The sequence below is a fragment of the Citrobacter sp. wls716 genome (assembly GCF_005280975.1).
GTDB lineage: Bacteria > Pseudomonadota > Gammaproteobacteria > Enterobacterales > Enterobacteriaceae > Citrobacter > Citrobacter youngae.
Map to the genome: position 1 here is coordinate 25,322 of NZ_SZWX01000049.1, position 18,576 is coordinate 43,897.

Genomic DNA, 18,576 nt, shown 5'->3' on the forward strand with positions numbered 1-18,576 from the left:
CGAAATTAGACCAGCCCTTGACCATGCAGAAAGTCAGGGCTGTATTTTTATGGCTTACTTAATAACGGTTTTCAGTGCTTCGCCGATATCGGCCAGGCTGCGAACGGTTTTCACGCCTGCAGCTTCAAGAGCCGCGAATTTCTCATCCGCGGTCCCTTTACCGCCGGCGATAATGGCACCAGCGTGACCCATACGCTTACCTTTCGGCGCGGTGACGCCCGCGATGTAGCCAACCACCGGCTTGGTCACGTGATCTTTAATGTACGCAGCCGCTTCTTCTTCCGCGCTACCGCCGATCTCACCGATCATGACGATCGCTTCAGTCTGCGGATCTTCCTGGAACAGCTTCAGGATGTCGATGAAGTTAGAGCCCGGGATCGGGTCGCCGCCGATGCCTACACAGGTAGACTGGCCGAAACCGTAGTCGGTAGTCTGCTTAACTGCTTCATAGGTCAGGGTACCGGAACGGGAAACGATGCCCACTTTGCCCGGCTTGTGAATGTGGCCCGGCATGATGCCGATTTTACATTCGCCCGGGGTGATAACGCCTGGGCAGTTCGGGCCAATCATACGCACGCCAGCTTCATCCAGCTTCACCTTCACGGTCAGCATATCCAGGGTCGGGATGCCTTCGGTGATGGTGATAATCAGTTTGATACCAGCATCGATTGCTTCCAGAATGGAATCTTTGCAGAACGGTGCCGGAACGTAGATAACGGTGGCGGTTGCGCCCGTCGCTTCTACAGCTTCACGCACGGTGTTGAACACCGGCAGGCCCAGGTGCGTGGTGCCGCCTTTACCTGGCGTTACGCCGCCAACCATCTGCGTACCGTAAGCAATCGCTTGTTCGGAGTGGAATGTCCCCTGGCTACCGGTGAAGCCCTGGCAGATAACCTTGGTATCTTTATTAATTAAAACTGACATTATTTCCCCTCCACTGCGGCAACAACCTGCTGAGCTGCATCCGTCAGACTTTTCGCTGCAATAATATTCAGGCCGCTATCAGCCAGTTTTTTCGCGCCGAGTTCAGCGTTGTTACCTTCCAGACGCACCACGACCGGAACGTTTACACCTACTTCTGCTACCGCGCCGATGATACCGTCAGCGATCAGGTCGCAACGTACGATACCGCCGAAGATGTTAACCAGTACTGCTTTTACGTTGTCATCAGAGAGGATAATTTTGAACGCTTCGGTTACACGCTCTTTGGTCGCACCGCCGCCCACGTCAAGGAAGTTAGCCGGTTCGCCACCGTGCAGCTTAACGATGTCCATGGTGCCCATTGCCAGGCCCGCACCGTTAACCATACAACCGATGTTACCGTCGAGCGCTACGTAGTTCAGTTCCCACTGCGCAGCCTGCGCTTCACGCGGATCTTCCTGAGACTGGTCGCGCATTTCGCGCAGGTCAGCCTGGCGGAACAGCGCGTTGCCGTCAGCGCCCAGTTTGCCGTCGAGGCAGATCAGGTCACCCTGTTTGGTGACAACCAGCGGGTTGATTTCGATCAGCGCCAGGTCGCGCTCCAGGAAGATAGTCGCCAGACCCATGAAGATCTTGGTGAACTGCTGAACCTGTTTACCTTCCAGACCCAGTTTGAACGCCAGCTCACGTCCCTGGTAAGGCATTGGGCCTGCCAGCGGATCGAGTGCCACTTTGTGGATCAGATGCGGGGTCTCTTCCGCTACTTTTTCGATTTCCACGCCGCCTTCGGTAGAGGCCATGAAGACCACGCGACGGGAGCTACGGTCAACAACTGCGCCGAGGTAAAGTTCTTTACCGATGTCGGTCGCTGCTTCAACCAGAATCTGATTTACCGGTTGACCATGGGCGTCTGTCTGGTAAGTAACCAGACGTTTACCCAGCCAGTGTTCAGCAAAAGCGCGAATGTCTTCTTTGCTGTTCACAACCTTCACACCGCCCGCTTTACCGCGGCCACCAGCGTGAACCTGACATTTCACTACCCACGGGCCAGCGCCGATTTTTGAAGCGGCTTCTTCTGCTTCACGCGGAGTAGTACAGGCATAACCCACCGGTGCCGGTAAGCCATAGCGGGCAAAAAGTTGTTTTGCCTGATATTCATGTAAGTTCATGTGTTCTGTCCATCCTTCAGGTAATCGTTATCTTTTACCCGTAGGTCTGATAAGCATCCAGACCTACGGGGCAGGTGATACTCTTATTAACTACACGTCCAGCAGCAGACGCGTTGGATCTTCCAGCAACTCTTTAATGGTTACCAGGAAGCCTACTGACTCACGACCATCGATCAGACGGTGGTCATAAGACAGCGCCAGATACATCATCGGCAGGATTTCAACCTTGCCGTCTACCGCCATCGGCCTGTCTTTGATGGCATGCATACCCAGGATGGCGCTCTGCGGTGGGTTGATGATCGGCGTGGACATCAGGGAACCGAACACACCACCGTTAGTGATGGTGAAGTTACCGCCCGTCAGATCTTCAACCGTCAGCTTGCCGTCGCGACCTTTGACTGCCAGTTCTTTAATATTTTTCTCGATGTCTGCCATACCCAGCAGATCCACATCGCGCAGGACCGGCGTTACCAGACCACGTGGCGTGGAGACCGCCATGCTGACATCAAAGTAGTTGTGATAAACCACGTCATCGCCGTCGATGGACGCGTTCACTTCCGGATAGCGTTTCAGCGCTTCAACAACCGCTTTCACGTAGAAAGACATAAAGCCCAGACGGATACCGTGGCGTTTCTCGAACGCGTCACCGTACTGCTTACGGAGATCCATGATTGGCTTCATGTTGACCTCGTTAAACGTGGTCAACATGGCGGTGGAATTTTTCGCTTCCAGCAGACGCTCAGCTACGCGTTTGCGCAGACGGGTCATCGGAACACGTTTTTCACCACGCGCGCCCAGTTGAGCCTGTGGCGCAGGCGCAGCGGCCGGCGCTTTGGCTTCGGCTTTCGCCGCCGGTGCTTTAGCCAGATGTTTTTCAACATCTTCACGCGTGATACGACCGCCGACGCCAGTGCCGTTGATAGCGCTGGCTTCGAGGTTATGCTCACCCAGCAGGCGACGGATCGCCGGACTCAGGGCATCGTTGTTCTGCTCAGCAAGAGACGCCTGCTGGCGTTGTGCCGGAGTAGAATCTTTTTCTTCAGACTTAGCGCTGGTTTCTTTACCGGTGCTGTTGCCTTCACGCAGGCGACCAAGGATCTGGCGAGAAGTGACGGTTGTCCCTTCATCTTCCAGAACCGCATCAAGAATACCGTCCGCTGATGCCGGTACTTCCAGTACCACTTTGTCAGTTTCGATTTCTACCAGTACTTCATCACGACGTACTGCATCGCCCGGTTTTTTGTGCCAGGTTGCAACCGTTGCATCCGCTACGGATTCAGGCAGGTCGGGAACAAGAATATCTACGCTACTCATTATTTATCCTTTATTTAATCGACGTTCAGCGCGTCATTAACCAGATCTTGTTGCTGCTTCTGGTGAACGGACATATATCCTACTGCCGGAGAGGCAGAGGCCGGGCGACCTGCATAACGCAGAGCTGACCCAAATGGAATTACTTCACGGAAATGATGCTGGCTGCAGTACCATGCGCCCTGGTTGAGCGGCTCTTCCTGGCACCAGACAAAATCATGTACATGAGCAAACGGTTTCAGCGCTTCCTGCACCGCTTTATGCGGGAACGGATAGAGCTGTTCGATGCGCACAATGGCAACATCTTTTTGGCCATTCTTGCGGCGTTGCTCCAGCAGGTCGTAATAAACCTTACCAGAACACATCACGACACGCTTCACGCCTTTCGGATCAAGTTCATCGACTTCGCCAATGGCTGGCAGGAAGGTGCCATTTGCCAGTTCGTCCAGCGTAGACACTGCCAGCGGATGACGCAGCAGCGACTTCGGTGACATCACCACCAGCGGACGACGCATCCCACGCAGCGCCTGACGACGCAGCATGTGGTAGACCTGTGCCGGGGTAGACGGGACGCAAACCTGCATGTTTTGCTCAGCGCAAAGTTGCAGATAACGTTCCAGACGTGCAGAGGAGTGCTCCGGACCCTGACCTTCATAGCCGTGCGGTAGCAGCATAACCAGACCGCACATACGGCCCCACTTCTGCTCGCCGGAAGAGATGAACTGGTCGATAACCACCTGCGCACCGTTGGCAAAGTCGCCGAACTGCGCTTCCCAGATGGTCAGCGTGCGTGGCTCTGCCGTGGCATAACCATACTCGAACGCCAGTACCGCTTCTTCAGACAGCACGGAGTCCCATACGCGGAACGTGCCCTGACCGTTATGCACATGCTGCAGCGGCGTGTAGGTTGAACCGTTCGCCTGGTTATGAATCACCGCGTGGCGGTGGAAGAAGGTTCCGCGACCGGAGTCTTCACCCGATAAACGTACCGGAATGCCTTCGTCAACCAGCGTGGCATAAGCCAGATTCTCTGCGCCACCCCAGTCGAACAGCTTCTCGCCTGCGGCCATGGCCTGACGGTCGCCGTAAATTTTGGCAACACGCGACTGCATTTCAACGGCTTCAGGCACGGTACTGATGCGTTTTGCCAGCTCCTGCAGACGCTTCATTTCAACCTTGTTCGGGTAGTTTTCGTCCCACTCGTGGTTGAGGTATGGCGACCAGGTGAAGGAGTGCATGTTCATTGGACGCCACTCTTTCACCACGCATTCGCCAGCATCCAGTGCGTCACGATACAGATTGACCATTTCGGTCGCATCTTCCAGCGTGGCGACTTTGTCCGCTTCCAGCTTGTCAGCGTAGATTTTACGCGGGGTCGGATGCTTTTTGATTTTCTGATACATCAGCGGCTGAGTTGCGCTCGGCTCGTCGGCTTCGTTGTGGCCGTGACGGCGGTAGCACACCAGATCGATGAACACATCGCGTTTGAAGGTGTTACGGAAATCCAGCGCCAGACGCGTCACGAAAGCGACCGCTTCCGGGTCATCCGCATTAACGTGGAAAATCGGCGCCTGAACCATCTTACCGATGTCGGTGCAGTACGGAGTAGAACGCGCATCCAGCGGGTTAGAGGTCGTAAAGCCCACCTGGTTGTTGATGACGATACGCACGGTACCGCCCACTTCATAACCACGCGCTTTCGACATGTTCAGGGTTTCCTGAACCACGCCCTGCCCGGTTACCGCCGCATCACCGTGAATGGTAATTGGCAGCACTTTATTGCTGCTTGGCTCGTCCAGACGATCCAGACGTGCACGTACGGAGCCGATAACCACCGGGCTAACGATTTCCAGGTGCGACGGGTTAAACGCCAGCGCCAGGTGCACCAGACCGCCTTCGGTTTCGATATCCGACGAGAAGCCCATGTGGTACTTCACGTCACCGGTGCCGAGGTGTTCTTTATGTTTGCCCGCAAATTCGTCGAACAGTTCCTGCGGGCGTTTGCCCAGTACGTTAACCAGAACGTTCAGGCGACCACGGTGCGCCATACCCAGCACCACTTCACGGGTACCGCTGTTGCCGGCGTGGCGGATCATCTCTTTGAGCATTGGGATTAACGCATCTCCACCTTCCAGCGAGAAGCGTTTTGCGCCCGGGAACTTCGCACCCAGGTAGCGTTCCAGACCTTCCGCTGCCGTCAGTTCGCTGAGGAAGCGTTTCTTCTCTTCACTACTGAACGCGGCACGGCCAGACTCAATACGCTGTTGAAGCCAGCGTTTTTCTTCGGTGCTGGTGATGTGCATATACTCGGCGCCAATCGGGCCGCAGTAGGTTTGTTTCAGCGCGACAACCAGGTCGCTCAGCTTCATCGTGTCTTTGCCGCCGGCAAAAGAACCTACGTTAAAGCTTTCCTGGAAATCCGCATCGGTCAGATCGTGGAAGGACGGATCCAGATCGGCCACATTTTCTTGCTGCCACAGTCCCAGCGGATCGAGATTCGCATGCTGATGACCGCGGAAACGGTAGGCGTTAATGAGCTGCAGGACTTTAACCTGCTTCACATTGGCATCAGGGTCGGAAATAGAAGAAGAGTAACGTGGGGTAATCAACGCCTGCCGACGGAAATAATCACGTGTTTTTGAGTGGAGTTGATCCGGTTTGACTCCGGTACCAGGTAACTGCTGGAACGTCGAACGCCAGTTAGCATCTACCGAGTCAGGGTCGGTTAAGAAGTCTTCATAGAGCTGTTCTATCCAGCTCTGGTTAGAACCAGAGAGGTAAGAAGAGTCCAACCAGGCTTTCAAAGCGCTGTTCTGCATCGTGATCCCTTAAGCATCTTTTCTGCTTATTTAATACTCTAAATAGATCACGTTTCAGGAAGGCGGCAAGCTTGCGAATCCCTGGGAGCTTACATCCAGTAAGTGACCGGGGTGAGCAAGCGCAGCCAACGCACATGCAACGTGATCTATGACGAGTATTTCGCCGTGGATACTACCACGCACACTGATGTGCGTGCCGGGGTTCACTTGTTGCGGACTGTCGTGTTTTCTGCGTCCGCTAAGGAACCTTTAAAAACTGTCTAATAATCGTCGCTGTTCAGGCTACGATTATTGCTATCAATGTGGCAGTTTTTAGAGGTTTCCTGCACTACCGGGGAATCACTTCCCCGGCAACAACAACTATTTATGCACTACGTTTGAGCAGCATCGACTTAATATGGCCGATGGCGCGCGTCGGGTTCAGCCCTTTAGGACATACGCTGACGCAGTTCATGATGCTATGGCAGCGGAATACGCTGAAAGCGTCACTTAAACCTTCCAGGCGGCTGTCGGTCTCGGTATCGCGGCTATCAATTAAGAAGCGATACGCGGCCAGCAGGCCTGCCGGGCCAATAAACTTGTCCGGATTCCACCAGAATGACGGGCAAGACGTTGAGCAGCATGCACACAAAATACATTCATACAGCCCATCGAGCTTCTCACGCTGCTCAGGCATTTGTAAATGCTCACGAGCCGGAGGATTTTTCCCATTATTCAACAAGTAAGGTTTAATCTTCTCATACTGTGCGTAGAATTGCCCCATGTCTACCACCAAATCGCGCACAACCGGTAAGCCCGGCAGCGGGCGAATGACAATTTTCTTGCCCGGCTGATTCAGCGCAGAAATAGGTGTGATACAGGCCAGTCCATTTTTACCGTTCATGTTCAGACCGTCGGAGCCGCAGACCCCTTCACGGCATGAACGACGAAACGACAGCGATGGATCTTTTTCTTTCAGCTGCATCAACGCATCCAGCAGCATCATGTCGCGCCCTTCTTCCGCCTCCAGGGTGTAATCCTGCATGTGCGGAGCGTCGTCAACATCCGGGTTATAGCGATAAACTGAAAACTCGAGTTTCATTGTCCTGTCTCCGCATTAATAAGTACGAATCTTCGGCGGGAATGCCGGGCGCAGCTTCGGTTCCATATTGACCTGACGTCGTGTCATGGATTCCGATTCTGGCAGGTACAGGGAATGGCACAGCCAGTTTTCATCATCACGTTCCGGGAAGTCGAAGCGGCTATGCGCGCCACGGCTTTCAGTACGGAAGTTTGCAGATACTGCGGTGGCGTACGCGGTCTCCATCAGGTTGTCCAGCTCCAGGCACTCAACGCGCTGGGTGTTGAACTCGCTGGAGGTATCGTCCAGACGGGCATTTTTCAGACGCTCGCGAATCGCTTTCAGCTCTTCCAGACCTTTCGCCATCGCATCGCCTTCGCGGAATACCGAGAAGTTATGCTGCATACATTCTTGCAGCGCTTTGCGAATGGCCACCGGGTCTTCACCGTTGCGGTTACCGTTCCAGCGGTTCAGACGCGCCAGAGAAGCATCGATTTCATCTTCGGTCGCATCCAGCAGGTCACCCTGCTCGGCGATAGATTCTTGCAGATGCAGACCCACCGCACGACCAAACACCACCAGGTCCAGCAGCGAGTTGCCGCCCAGGCGGTTGGCGCCGTGAACGGATACGCAGGCAATTTCACCTACTGCGAACAGCCCAGGGATCACCACATCTTCGCCCTGCTCGTTTACGGTCAACGCCTGGCCGGTGACTTTGGTCGGAATACCGCCCATCATATAGTGGCAGGTTGGGATAACCGGGATCGGCTCTTTCACCGGATCAACATGAGCGAAGGTGCGAGACAGTTCGAGAATGCCCGGCAGACGGGATTCCAGTACTTCTTTACCCAGGTGGTCGAGTTTCAGCTTGGCGTGCGGACCCCATGGGCCGTCGCAACCGCGACCTTCACGGATTTCGATCATGATGGAACGCGCCACCACGTCACGACCCGCCAGGTCTTTCGCGTTCGGCGCATAACGCTCCATAAAGCGCTCGCCGTGTTTGTTCAGCAGGTAGCCACCTTCACCACGGCAACCCTCTGTTACCAGAACACCTGCACCGGCGATACCGGTTGGGTGGAACTGCCACATTTCCATATCCTGCACCGGCACACCAGCGCGGATAGCCATACCCACGCCGTCACCGGTGTTGATGTGGGCATTAGTAGTGGACTGATAAATACGGCCAGCACCGCCGGTCGCCAGCACGGTGGCGCGGGCTTTGAAGTAAACCACTTCACCGGTTTCGATACACAGCGCGGTACAACCGACAATCGCGCCATCAGCATTTTTTACCAGATCCAGCGCATACCACTCGGAGAAGATGGTGGTGTGGTTTTTCAGGTTCTGCTGGTACAGCGTGTGCAACAGCGCATGACCGGTACGGTCTGCCGCCGCTGCGGTACGTGCCGCCTGCTCACCGCCGAAGTTCTTCGACTGGCCGCCAAACGGACGTTGATAAATGGTGCCATTATCGAGGCGAGAGAACGGCAGCCCCATGTGATCCAGCTCCAGAATCGCTTCCGGACCTGTTTTACACATATATTCAATAGCGTCCTGGTCACCAATGTAGTCCGACCCTTTGACAGTGTCGTACATGTGCCATTCCCAGTTATCTTCATGGGTATTACCGAGCGCCACGGTGATGCCACCCTGCGCGGATACGGTATGGGAACGGGTTGGGAACACTTTGGAGAGCAGCGCACAGGTCTGACCGCTCTGGGAAATTTGCAGCGCCGCGCGCATACCTGCGCCGCCGGCACCAATCACAACAGCATCAAATTCTCTGACTGGCAGTTTCATTACACACCCCACACCACAACAAATCCATAAATGACGTAAACCACCAGCGCAACGACGATAGCCAGTTGCAGAATCAGGCGCACAGCCAGAGGTTTAACGTAGTCGGTCAACACCTGCCACATGCCGATCCAGGCATGAATCAAGATGGAGAAAAGTGCCAGCAGGGTGAAGACTTTGGTGAATGCCGATGAGAAGAAACCGGTCCAGATTTCAAACGTCAGCTCGCCGCTGGTGGCGAAGAAGCCGACCATATAGATGATGTATAACGTCAGAACGATAGCGGTAGCACGAACCAGAATGAAGTCATGTACGCCATTGCGTCCTAATGCGGAGGCGTTGCTTACCATACGAGGACTCCTGCGAGAAGTGAAAGCACGACAATAATAACGAAACAAATTTTGGCGGAGCGTGTCCCTGCTTCGAGGGTTTCTTCGATATAGCCAAAATCCATTAACAGATGGCGAATGCCCATAACGGCGTGATAGGCCAGCGCAATCAAGATCCCCCACAGAATTAACTCCACAAAGAAGTTATTCATAATGGATGACGCGGTGAGGAAACCTTCAGGGGAGGAAAGGCTGGTACCCAATAACCACAACAGAATCCCGACCGCCACGAAGGTGATCACTCCGGATACGCGATGGAGAATGGACGCTATCGCCGTGATTGGGAACCGGATCGTTTGTAGATCCAGATTGACAGGTCTTTGTTTTTTCACATTTCTTATCATGAATAACGCCCACATGCTGTTCTTATTATTCCCTTTGGACTTCGGGTACAGAAGATGAAGACACCTGTAGCCTGAAAGACGACGGGATTTCCTTCCTCCGGTCTGCGTGCGGGTCAGACAGCGTCCTTACTATAACTACGCGTCATATAAAACACTGCTTCCAGATGCTAAAACGACACGTTACAACGCTGGTTGGCTCGGGATTGCAGGGTATTCCGGAGACCTGGCGGCAGTATAGGACGTTCACAAAATCATTACAATTAACCTACATATAGTTTGTCGGGTTTTATCCCGAACAGTGACATAGGTCACGATAACAACATTATTTTAATTTTTAATCATCTGATTTGACAATCATTAAACAAAGTTGTTACAAACGACACCAGAAAAAGCATATAATGCGTAAAAGTTATGGGGTCACTCTTTCACCGGAGATTTAGTTATGCAACAGTGTGGAAGTATTGACCAATACCGTCAGGACAGTTATTAGTGATAGACAGGTTTAATAATTCGGATTGCTAAGTTCTTGATTTGCAGTTTATTCGCCATGAAAAAACCGTTTTACCTGCAAGCGCCCATAGCTCTGTACCCAGGTCATCCCCTCTTTCGCAGAGCGGCGAGCCAAATAACAAACTGGTAACGGTTCATTGATGTACGAAGGCAAATGTGAGTTCCGGCAGTCTTAAGCAATAAGGCGCTAAGGAGACCGTAAATGGCTGATACTAAAGCAAAAATCACTCTAAATGGTGACGCTGCTATTGAACTGGATGTGCTGAAAGGTACGCTCGGTCAAGATGTTATTGATATTCGTAGTCTCGGTTCAAAAGGGATGTTCACTTTTGACCCAGGTTTCACCTCTACCGCATCCTGCGAATCCAAAATTACGTTCATCGATGGTGACGAAGGTATTTTGCTGCATCGCGGCTTCCCGATTGACCAGTTGGCGACCGAGTCCAACTATCTGGAAGTGTGTTATATCCTGCTATACGGTGAAAAACCGTCACAGGAAGAGTACGACGAGTTCAAAACCACGGTCACTCGCCATACCATGATCCACGAGCAGATCACCCGTCTGTTCCACGGTTTCCGCCGCGACTCTCACCCGATGGCCGTTATGTGCGGTGTAACCGGGGCGCTGGCTGCGTTCTACCACGATTCGCTGGATGTGAATAATCCGCGTCACCGCGAAATCGCCGCTTTCCGTCTGCTGTCCAAAATGCCGACCATGGCCGCGATGTGCTACAAATACTCCATCGGACAGCCGTTCGTATACCCGCGTAACGACCTCTCCTACGCCGGTAACTTCCTGAACATGATGTTCTCCACGCCGTGCGAAAAATACGAAGTGAATCCGATTCTGGAACGCGCCATGGACCGTATCCTGATCCTGCACGCCGACCACGAACAGAACGCCTCAACGTCTACCGTACGTACCGCGGGTTCTTCTGGCGCTAACCCGTTTGCCTGCATCGCGGCCGGTATTGCTTCCCTGTGGGGACCGGCGCACGGCGGCGCAAACGAAGCTGCGCTGAAAATGCTGGAAGAAATCAGCTCCGTTAAACACATTCCGGAATTTGTTCGCCGCGCGAAAGACAAGAATGATTCCTTCCGCCTGATGGGCTTTGGTCACCGTGTTTATAAAAACTATGACCCGCGCGCTACCGTCATGCGTGAAACCTGCCACGAAGTGCTGAAAGAATTGGGCACTAAAGATGATCTGCTGGAAGTGGCCATGGAACTTGAGCACATTGCGCTCAACGACCCATACTTCATCGAGAAGAAACTCTACCCGAACGTCGACTTCTACTCCGGCATCATCCTGAAAGCGATGGGTATTCCGTCCTCCATGTTCACCGTTATCTTCGCCATGGCGCGTACTGTTGGCTGGATTGCGCACTGGAACGAAATGCACACCGATGGCATGAAGATCGCGCGTCCACGTCAGCTGTACACCGGCTACGACAAGCGTGATTTTAAGTCTGATATTAAGCGTTAATTGTCTGCCGGATAGCGTTAGCGCCTGTCCGGCTTACAGCAATCAACTCTCCCAGGCCGGACAAGGCGTTGAAGCCAGAGTCCGGCCTGTTTTTATTGATCCACATTATTTTATTCTCATCACGCTTTCTCTATGATTTACTGAGAATTCCGTCATTTAACTCAGGAGCATGGGATGCCTGTTTTACAGTGGAGCCTGTTGTTTCTGCTATCGCTCCTTCTTTCCCTGTTCTTCCTGTTGATACATCTCCCAGGCGCATTGCTGCTCGGTTCGATGATCGTCGGTATCATTTTCAGTATGCGCGGGATCTCCCTGCACCCTCCCCGCTGCACATTTCTTGCCGCGCAGGCCGTTCTCGGCTGTATGATTGCGCAAAACCTCACAGGATCTATTTTAACCACGCTTGCGGCACACTGGCCGATGGTAATTGTCATCCTGCTGGTAACCCTCATTAGCAGCGCGGTAATCGGCTGGCTGCTGGTTCGCTACAGCAATCTACCAGGGAACACCGGCGCGTGGGGTTCATCACCTGGTGGGGCAGCCGCGATGGTTGCGATGGCGCAGGATTATGGCGCTGACATCCGCCTGGTTGCCTTTATGCAGTATCTGCGGGTACTGTTGGTGGTCGGCGCTGCCGCGCTGGTAACCCGATTTGTCATGGGCGATCAGGCGCAAACGGTCGGTCAGCAAATCGTCTGGTTTCCACCGCTAAGTATTAATCTGTTGAGCACCATACTGCTGGCCGCAGTTGCCGGTATAGCCGGGCGCTTACTGCGTATTCCCTCTGGCGTCATGCTCCTGCCTATGCTGGCGGGCGCACTGCTGAACGCAGGTGGTGTGATGGTAATTGAACTGCCGGAATGGCTACTGGCGATAGCGTATATGGCCATCGGCTGGCAAATCGGCCTGGGTTTTGACAAGCAGATCTTTTTAATGGCGCTGCGCCCTTTGCCGCAGATCCTGTTGTCCATTTTTTCACTGATGGCGATCTGCGCCGCTATGGCCTGGGGTCTGGCGCATTACATGCAAATCGATTTTCTCACCGCCTATCTGGCGACCAGCCCAGGTGGCGTGGATTCCGTCGCGGTAATTGCCGCAGGCAGCCACGCCGATATGGCGCTAATCATGGCGATGCAAACCCTGCGGCTGTTCAGTATCTTATTGACCGGTCCGGCGGTGGCGCGGTTTATCTCAGCGCATGCGCCAAGACAGCCTACCTAATGCTGGCAGCCCGGACACCAGTAAAACGGTCGCGAGGAAAGTGTCGTTTTCTCGATGATCCCACCACAGCGCTCACAGGCTTCTCCGTCCCGGTGAAAAACCTTAAAGCGAAACAGCGCCCCGTGATGCTTGTTCTCATCCGCCAGCCCACGGGTGTTGTAGGACAGACGAGGAATATCAAGCAGCGCATGCGCCAGTGCATCCAACTGTTCATCGCTAATCTGTGACGCTTTATGTTGCCCGGTCAACCCCACCTGCCAGAGAATTTCTACCCGCAGATAGTTACCTAATCCCGCGAGAAATGCCTGATCCAACAACAGACCGGAAAACTGGCGATTACGAAAACGGGATGAAAGCAGACGTGCTTTAACGTCATCGGGCGTTAAACGTACATCCAGTACGTCAGGCCCAACCCGCTGCAGGAACGGATGGGTGGTAAGCTGCTCTGGCGTCAGCATCTCGATATCAGACGCGCTATACAGCAGGATAGTTTTATCCTCTGTTTGCAGCCTGACGCGCAGCACCCGCGTGGTTTGCGGAATGTTGCCGGTATTGACCACTCGCCACACGCCGTAAAGCTGATTGTGGCTGTACAGCGTCAGGCCATTGGAAAAATGGGTCAGCAAGGCTTTACCCCGCGTTTCAAGCTGGGTAACACTCTGCCCGATGAGTTGGGATTGATACGGTTTTAACTGCTCAAAGGCAAACCAGACATCCGTCAGGGGTTTGCCTTTGACTGCCGCCTCCAGGTTATCCGCCGCGCGGCGGATCTCCGGGCCTTCAGGCATAATACTGTCCTTTGTTAATGTGTTGCGCCGCCCGTCACTGCGATATCGCTGTCCACCTGCAATGCAGTGTCAATGGCAATTTCCAGCGCCCGGCGTACCGTTTCGCTCGCCATACTTGGCGCTCCGGGGTGCGCGGCGGCCTGTTGTGGCAGATAAGGAATATGGATAAAACCGCCCTTCACTGCCGGGGCGTCGCGTAGTTTATGCAGCAGGCCATACATCACGTGGTTACACACGAAAGTGCCAGCGGTCTGGGAAACCGAGGCCGGAATTCCCGCGTTGCGCATCGCCATCACCATCGCTTTGATCGGCAGCGTGCTAAACCATGCTGCCGGGCCCTCGGCGACAATCGGCACATCTACCGGTTGTTGACCTTGATTGTCCGCGATACGCGCATCGTCCACGTTGATCGCCACACGCTCAACGGTAATATCGGTACGACCTCCTGCCTGCCCCACCGCCAGCACCAACGACGGTGACAGCGCGTCAATCGCGGCATTAAGTACGGCCAGAGACTCGCCAAACACACACGGTAGCTGACGCGCAACGACGCGGCATCCGGCGATGATAGCATTGTCAAGCCCGGAGACCACTTCCCAGGAAGGGTTAACTGACTCGCCGCCAAAGGGTTCAAATCCGGTGATTAAGACCGTTTTCATCCTTCCTCCTTACAGGAACATCAGGAAATACATCAGGAACACGTTAACCAGCAACAGCAGTATCCCGGTTGGCACCTGCGCCTTAATCACCGCGTTTTTGTCCGGCAGCTCCAGTAGCGCAGCAGGGACAATGTTAAAGTTCGCCGCCATCGGTGTCATCAATGTCCCGCAATAACCGGAAAACATGCCAATAGCCGCCATCACCGCGGGATTACCACCATGCTGCAACACAAGAATTGGAATACCGATCCCGGCGGTCACAATCGGGAAAGCAGCAAATGCGTTCCCCATGACCATCGTCAACAGCGCCATACCGATGGTGTACACCGCCACGGCGATAAAGCGGCTATCTACCGCGAGGTATTCCTGGGTCAGATACGATATACCACTGCCCACCCCTGCAGCCGTAAACAGCAGCCCGAGCGTCGCCAGAATTTGCGGCAGGATGAACGCCCAGCCGATGGAATCCAGCAGACGACGGGCTTCCTGAATGGGCTGATGGACGCGCTCATGGGTCATTTTTATCGCCATTGCCAGACCAATCAGCGAACCTGCGGTCATCGAAAAGAGCGTGACCAGTGTGGCGTGATTCCCTGGCCCAAACAGCGCATCCTGCAAGCCCGGAATATGATTAAACATCAGTACACCGATAACGGTCACCACCGGAATAGCCAGCGCCGGGAAAAACAGGCGATTACCCAGTCGACTGGCGCTTTCTTCACGCTGTTGTTGTGTACGCTGATGGTAGCTGCCCAGCTTCACGCCGCCAAACCCGGCAATCAGCGCCAGGACGACCACCGCAATGCCGACCGCAATATGTACCGTACGTTTGTCGCCAAACAGCGAGTACGTCCAGTCGCCAAGCAGGAACAGCACACCATACAGTCCCCAAAACAGCCCCGTGCTCAGACGGCGTGGGTTCGCTTTGTCCTGCCATGACATCACCGCCACAATCAACAGTACCGCACCCGCCAGCCAGTAGAGATAGCTTTGCTGAAAATTCATTGCGCTGCTCCTTTCGCTGCCGCATTGGCTTTCGCCACCTCACGCTGCAGATAGTTATCCAGACGCCACAAGCGCGTACCGTGGATCAAGAAGGCGCAAATTGCCGTTGGGATCCCCCACAAAGCAATATGCAGTGGCTCGGTCTGGATCCCACCGGACTCCAGCATAAAGTTGTGCATGAAAATGATTGCCCCAAAGGCAACGAAGATGTCTTCACCGAAAAACAGACCAACGTTGTCAGTCGCCGCAGACATTGCACGCAGGCGATAACGCACGGCCCCCGGCAATTCCCCGTGGTTTTTCTCCGCTGCCCCTTCAGCCATCGGGGCTAATAACGGACGTACCATCTGAGGATGCCCACCCAGGCTGGTCAAGCCCAGCGCGGCGGTCGCTTCACGAATAAACAGATAGACAATGAGCAGACGACCACTGGTGGCGCTGCGGATTTTCGCGATCCACGCCTGGGCACGCTCTTTCAGACCGTGACGTTCCAGCAGACCAATGACTGCCAGCGGAATCAGCAGTATAAACGGCAGGTTGCGGGTGTTGAGAAAGCCTTCACCCAGCTTTTCGAGAATAGTGGCGATTGGCATATGCGCTGCCAGCCCGGTGACGATCCCGGCAACGATAACCACCAATACCGGGTTAAAACGTAAAAGAAATCCGACCACGATGACGGAGATCCCCGTCAATGGCCAGAGAGAAATAGCCTCTCCCATAATTAAATCCTTTATGTTGTTGTGTAATATCTTATTGTTTTGTATGAATAAACTTACGCGCTAATTTGAATATTGCAGGCATTAAAGGCGCTGCGCAAACGACGGGCAAAAGCGAGTGCGTGCTCACCATCCCCGTGAATGCATACCGTCTGCGCGGTTACGCTTGCCCATGTTCCACTGTGACTTTTTACTCTCCCGGACTGCACCATTTCTAACGTTTGTGCCAGCGCCTGCTCTTCGTCTTCGATCAGTGCACCTGGCTGACTACGCGGAACCAGACTACCATCAGCCTGATACCCCCGATCTGCAAAAACCTCCTGACGCGTCACCAGGCCATAATGTTCTCCGGCACGGATCAACTCACTTCCCGCCAGCCCTACCAGTATCAATGACGGATCGCAGGCATAAACCGCTCTGGCTATCGCATCGGCCAGCACAGGATCTTTTGCGGCCTGGTTATAAAGCATGCCGTGCGGTTTGACATGACGCATCACGCCGCCCTCAGCGCGCGTGATGGTCGCCAGCGCACCAATTTGATACAGCGTTTGCGCATAAACCGTTTCCACAGGCAGGGTCATGGCGCTACGACCAAAATTTTCCCGATCCGGAAAGCTCGGATGCGCGCCTATTGCCACGCCATTTTTTAGCGCTTCGCGCACGCTTAAGAGCATGGTCTGCGCATCACCGGCGTGAAACCCACAGGCAATATTGGCCGATGACACCAGTTGGAGTAGCATCGCGTCGTTCGCACAGCCTTCGCCGAGATCTGCATTCAAATCAATTTTCATCGTTAAGTCGCCATGCTAATTGTTCCAGATAGCGCTGCTGATCGTGACGCGCCTTCAACGCCTCTTCCAGCGAGCACTGAACAAAGTGAATCGGTTGTCCAAGAGGGATCTGCGCAAGGTGATACATATCCGCCTCGATGATACAGGCGATACGCGGATATCCGCCCGTGGTCTGGGCATCGTTCATCAGTACAATTGGCTGCCCGTTATGCGGGACCTGTACCACGCCGGGGAGCAAACCGTGTGACAACATCTCGCGGTCTGTCGCGCGTGTCAGTGGCTGCCCCTGCAGGCGATACCCCATACGGTTACTCTGTGGGCTCAGTCGCCACGGCGATCGCCAGAACGATGCCTGCGATGCCTCGTCAAATTCCTGATATTCAGGTCCGGGCAGCGCACGAATGTGGTTGCCCCACATCAACTGTTTTACCCCTTGTGGGCCATTGAATTGTCGTGTTGAAACGCCAATCGCCAACTTATCGCCATCACGTAACAAACGTCCTTCAAACCCGCCAATACCAACTTTCAAATCGGTACTGCGCGATCCCATAACGTCGGGAACATCAATACCGCCCGCCACCGCCAGGTAGCTGCGCATACCATGATGCGGGTGTTTTAATGCCAGGCGTTGTCCGGCTTTAACCGGCAACCGCCAACCGCTCCATACCGGAGTACGATCCAAATGCGCTTCGCATCCCGCGCCGGTCAAGGCAAACCAACCATCCGCGTCAAACTCCACCACCAGCTGACCCAACGTGACTTCCAGCGCAGCAGCATTCGCATCATTTCCTACCAGCAGATTAGCGACGTTCAATGCCGGTTTGTCCAACGCGCCGCAGTGACTTATCCCTGACTGACGAAAGCCATGACGCCCCCCATCCTGTACGGAGGTGTACAGGCCAGCACGAATGATGTTTAACATACGCCCTCCTTCTGCGGGACAAAACGTACAGTATCTCCAGCCCGTAACAGGATCGGCTCCTCGCGCTGCGGATCAAAAAGCTTAACGGCGGTACGTCCTATCAGTTGCCACCCGCCGGGCGTTGCAATCGGGTAGATACCGGTTTGTGACCCGCCGATCCCCACCGCCCCTGCCGGAACAAGTAAGCGCGGTTCGGCTCGTCTTGGTGTATGCAATGGTTCCGGTAAGCTCCCAAGATAGGGAAATCCCGGCTGAAACCCTAAAAACCAGACGACATAATCAACTGACGCATGCAATTCAACGACCTGCTTGTCGCTCAAACCACTGTGCCGGGCGACGTCGGCCAGATCGGGCCCGTATTCGCCACCATAGATAACGGGGATTTCGACAAAGCGCGAATCCGGCTCCATCGCCTCGCTCTCTTCCCACCAACGTTGCAGGCGTTCAATGGCATCCAGCGCCAGCGTCTGCGGGGAATTCAGGATCACCGTGATATTGTTCATTCCCGGAATGGCTTCAAGTACATTCGGAGCATCAGCCAGACGCTGGGCCAGACGCCAGATGCGTTTCTGAGTTGCCAGCGTAATCGGCGGTTCCAGCTCCAGAACCACCGCGGTTTCACCTAACAGATAACAACGCGCTCGCTGCACTTTCGTCCCTCTTTA

General features: G+C 54.3%; 17 protein-coding genes. 2 read left to right on the plus strand and 15 right to left on the minus strand.

Annotated elements, in window-relative coordinates; genetic code table 11:
• Positions 1-54: 54 nt before the first annotated feature.
• From sucD to sdhC, 8 genes are all read right to left on the minus strand, one after another.
• Complete coding sequence (gene sucD, locus FDX24_RS16440; RefSeq protein WP_003022929.1) at positions 55-924, minus strand: succinate--CoA ligase subunit alpha; 870 nt, start codon at positions 922-924, stop codon at positions 55-57.
• Complete coding sequence (gene sucC / locus FDX24_RS16445; protein WP_003022927.1) at positions 924-2,090, minus strand: ADP-forming succinate--CoA ligase subunit beta; 1,167 nt, start codon at positions 2,088-2,090, stop codon at positions 924-926. Before sucC ends, sucD begins: the two co-directional genes overlap by 1 nt.
• A 90-nt stretch (positions 2,091-2,180) precedes the next feature.
• Entirely contained in the window at positions 2,181-3,404 is a 1,224-nt protein-coding gene (gene odhB / locus FDX24_RS16450; RefSeq protein WP_003022925.1) for a 2-oxoglutarate dehydrogenase complex dihydrolipoyllysine-residue succinyltransferase, read from the minus strand.
• 14 nt (positions 3,405-3,418) lie between these two features.
• Positions 3,419-6,220 (minus strand): 2-oxoglutarate dehydrogenase E1 component, encoded by a 2,802-nt coding sequence (gene sucA, locus FDX24_RS16455; RefSeq protein WP_048212254.1) that lies wholly within the window; start codon positions 6,218-6,220, stop codon positions 3,419-3,421.
• Positions 6,221-6,584: 364 nt separating this feature from the next.
• Complete coding sequence (sdhB, locus tag FDX24_RS16460; RefSeq protein ID WP_032948848.1) at positions 6,585-7,301, minus strand: succinate dehydrogenase iron-sulfur subunit SdhB; 717 nt, start codon at positions 7,299-7,301, stop codon at positions 6,585-6,587.
• A 15-nt stretch (positions 7,302-7,316) separates the two neighbouring features.
• Positions 7,317-9,083 carry a succinate dehydrogenase flavoprotein subunit gene (sdhA, locus tag FDX24_RS16465; RefSeq protein ID WP_003022919.1) on the minus strand — a complete coding sequence of 589 codons (1,767 nt, stop codon included), beginning with the start codon at positions 9,081-9,083 and terminating at the stop codon, positions 7,317-7,319.
• Positions 9,083-9,430 carry a succinate dehydrogenase membrane anchor subunit gene (gene sdhD, locus FDX24_RS16470; RefSeq protein ID WP_061067540.1) on the minus strand — a complete coding sequence of 116 codons (348 nt, stop codon included), beginning with the start codon at positions 9,428-9,430 and terminating at the stop codon, positions 9,083-9,085. Before sdhD ends, sdhA begins: the two co-directional genes overlap by 1 nt.
• Positions 9,424-9,828, minus strand: a complete 405-nt coding sequence (sdhC, locus tag FDX24_RS16475) for a succinate dehydrogenase cytochrome b556 subunit (protein ID WP_003831406.1) — start codon at positions 9,826-9,828, stop codon at positions 9,424-9,426. Before sdhC ends, sdhD begins: the two co-directional genes overlap by 7 nt.
• A 697-nt stretch (positions 9,829-10,525) precedes the next feature.
• On the opposite strand from sdhC, the gene FDX24_RS16480 reads away from it, so the two are divergent.
• Together FDX24_RS16480 and FDX24_RS16485 are read left to right on the plus strand one after the other, a co-directional pair.
• Positions 10,526-11,809, plus strand: a complete 1,284-nt coding sequence (locus FDX24_RS16480) for a citrate synthase (RefSeq protein ID WP_048212256.1) — start codon at positions 10,526-10,528, stop codon at positions 11,807-11,809.
• A gap of 174 nt (positions 11,810-11,983) precedes the next feature.
• On the plus strand, positions 11,984-13,030 hold the full coding sequence (locus tag FDX24_RS16485; protein ID WP_048212257.1) for an AbrB family transcriptional regulator: 1,047 nt from the start codon (positions 11,984-11,986) through the stop codon (positions 13,028-13,030).
• Here FDX24_RS16485 and nei read toward each other — a convergent pair.
• The 7 genes from nei to pxpB are packed head-to-tail and all read right to left on the minus strand — an operon-like array spanning position 13,027 to position 18,561.
• Complete coding sequence (gene nei / locus FDX24_RS16490; protein ID WP_048212258.1) at positions 13,027-13,818, minus strand: endonuclease VIII; 792 nt, start codon at positions 13,816-13,818, stop codon at positions 13,027-13,029. The two genes, FDX24_RS16485 and nei, sit on opposite strands and share 4 nt — an antisense overlap.
• Positions 13,819-13,832: 14 nt before the next feature.
• Positions 13,833-14,477, minus strand: a complete 645-nt coding sequence (gene pcp / locus FDX24_RS16495; protein ID WP_115600763.1) for a pyroglutamyl-peptidase I — start codon at positions 14,475-14,477, stop codon at positions 13,833-13,835.
• 9 nt (positions 14,478-14,486) lie between these two features.
• Positions 14,487-15,482, minus strand: coding sequence for a DUF979 domain-containing protein (locus FDX24_RS16500; protein ID WP_048212260.1), 996 nt, complete (start codon positions 15,480-15,482; stop codon positions 14,487-14,489).
• Complete coding sequence (locus FDX24_RS16505) at positions 15,479-16,201, minus strand: DUF969 domain-containing protein (protein ID WP_137364631.1); 723 nt, start codon at positions 16,199-16,201, stop codon at positions 15,479-15,481. The genes FDX24_RS16500 and FDX24_RS16505 overlap by 4 nt, the downstream gene beginning before the upstream one ends.
• 53 nt (positions 16,202-16,254) lie before the next feature.
• The gene (pxpA, locus tag FDX24_RS16510; RefSeq protein WP_048212262.1) at positions 16,255-16,989 is read right to left on the minus strand and encodes a 5-oxoprolinase subunit PxpA; all 735 of its coding nucleotides are present in this window, start codon (positions 16,987-16,989) and stop codon (positions 16,255-16,257) included.
• Positions 16,979-17,911, minus strand: coding sequence for a 5-oxoprolinase subunit PxpC (gene pxpC / locus FDX24_RS16515; RefSeq protein ID WP_048212263.1), 933 nt, complete (start codon positions 17,909-17,911; stop codon positions 16,979-16,981). The genes pxpA and pxpC overlap by 11 nt, the downstream gene beginning before the upstream one ends.
• A complete protein-coding gene (gene pxpB, locus FDX24_RS16520) occupies positions 17,905-18,561 on the minus strand; it encodes a 5-oxoprolinase subunit PxpB (protein WP_115643704.1) in 657 nt (218 codons plus the stop codon). The genes pxpC and pxpB overlap by 7 nt, the downstream gene beginning before the upstream one ends.
• Between the last annotated feature and the right edge of the window lie 15 nt (positions 18,562-18,576).

Excerpts from the sequence above, each read along its gene's own strand:
- sucD (WP_003022929.1), bottom strand. The coding sequence starts at position 924 with ATGTCAGTTTTAATTAATAAAGATACCAAGGTTATCTGCCAGGGCTTC.
- sucC (WP_003022927.1), bottom strand. The coding sequence starts at position 2,090 with ATGAACTTACATGAATATCAGGCAAAACAACTTTTTGCCCGCTATGGC.
- odhB (WP_003022925.1), bottom strand. The coding sequence starts at position 3,404 with ATGAGTAGCGTAGATATTCTTGTTCCCGACCTGCCTGAATCCGTAGCG.
- sucA (WP_048212254.1), bottom strand. The coding sequence starts at position 6,220 with ATGCAGAACAGCGCTTTGAAAGCCTGGTTGGACTCTTCTTACCTCTCT.
- sdhB (WP_032948848.1), bottom strand. The coding sequence starts at position 7,301 with ATGAAACTCGAGTTTTCAGTTTATCGCTATAACCCGGATGTTGACGAC.
- sdhA (WP_003022919.1), bottom strand. The coding sequence starts at position 9,083 with ATGAAACTGCCAGTCAGAGAATTTGATGCTGTTGTGATTGGTGCCGGC.
- sdhD (WP_061067540.1), bottom strand. The coding sequence starts at position 9,430 with ATGGTAAGCAACGCCTCCGCATTAGGACGCAATGGCGTACATGACTTC.
- sdhC (WP_003831406.1), bottom strand. The coding sequence starts at position 9,828 with ATGTGGGCGTTATTCATGATAAGAAATGTGAAAAAACAAAGACCTGTC.
- FDX24_RS16480 (WP_048212256.1), top strand. The coding sequence starts at position 10,526 with ATGGCTGATACTAAAGCAAAAATCACTCTAAATGGTGACGCTGCTATT.
- FDX24_RS16485 (WP_048212257.1), top strand. The coding sequence starts at position 11,984 with ATGCCTGTTTTACAGTGGAGCCTGTTGTTTCTGCTATCGCTCCTTCTT.
- nei (WP_048212258.1), bottom strand. The coding sequence starts at position 13,818 with ATGCCTGAAGGCCCGGAGATCCGCCGCGCGGCGGATAACCTGGAGGCG.
- pcp (WP_115600763.1), bottom strand. The coding sequence starts at position 14,477 with ATGAAAACGGTCTTAATCACCGGATTTGAACCCTTTGGCGGCGAGTCA.
- FDX24_RS16500 (WP_048212260.1), bottom strand. The coding sequence starts at position 15,482 with ATGAATTTTCAGCAAAGCTATCTCTACTGGCTGGCGGGTGCGGTACTG.
- FDX24_RS16505 (WP_137364631.1), bottom strand. The coding sequence starts at position 16,201 with ATGGGAGAGGCTATTTCTCTCTGGCCATTGACGGGGATCTCCGTCATC.
- pxpA (WP_048212262.1), bottom strand. The coding sequence starts at position 16,989 with ATGAAAATTGATTTGAATGCAGATCTCGGCGAAGGCTGTGCGAACGAC.
- pxpC (WP_048212263.1), bottom strand. The coding sequence starts at position 17,911 with ATGTTAAACATCATTCGTGCTGGCCTGTACACCTCCGTACAGGATGGG.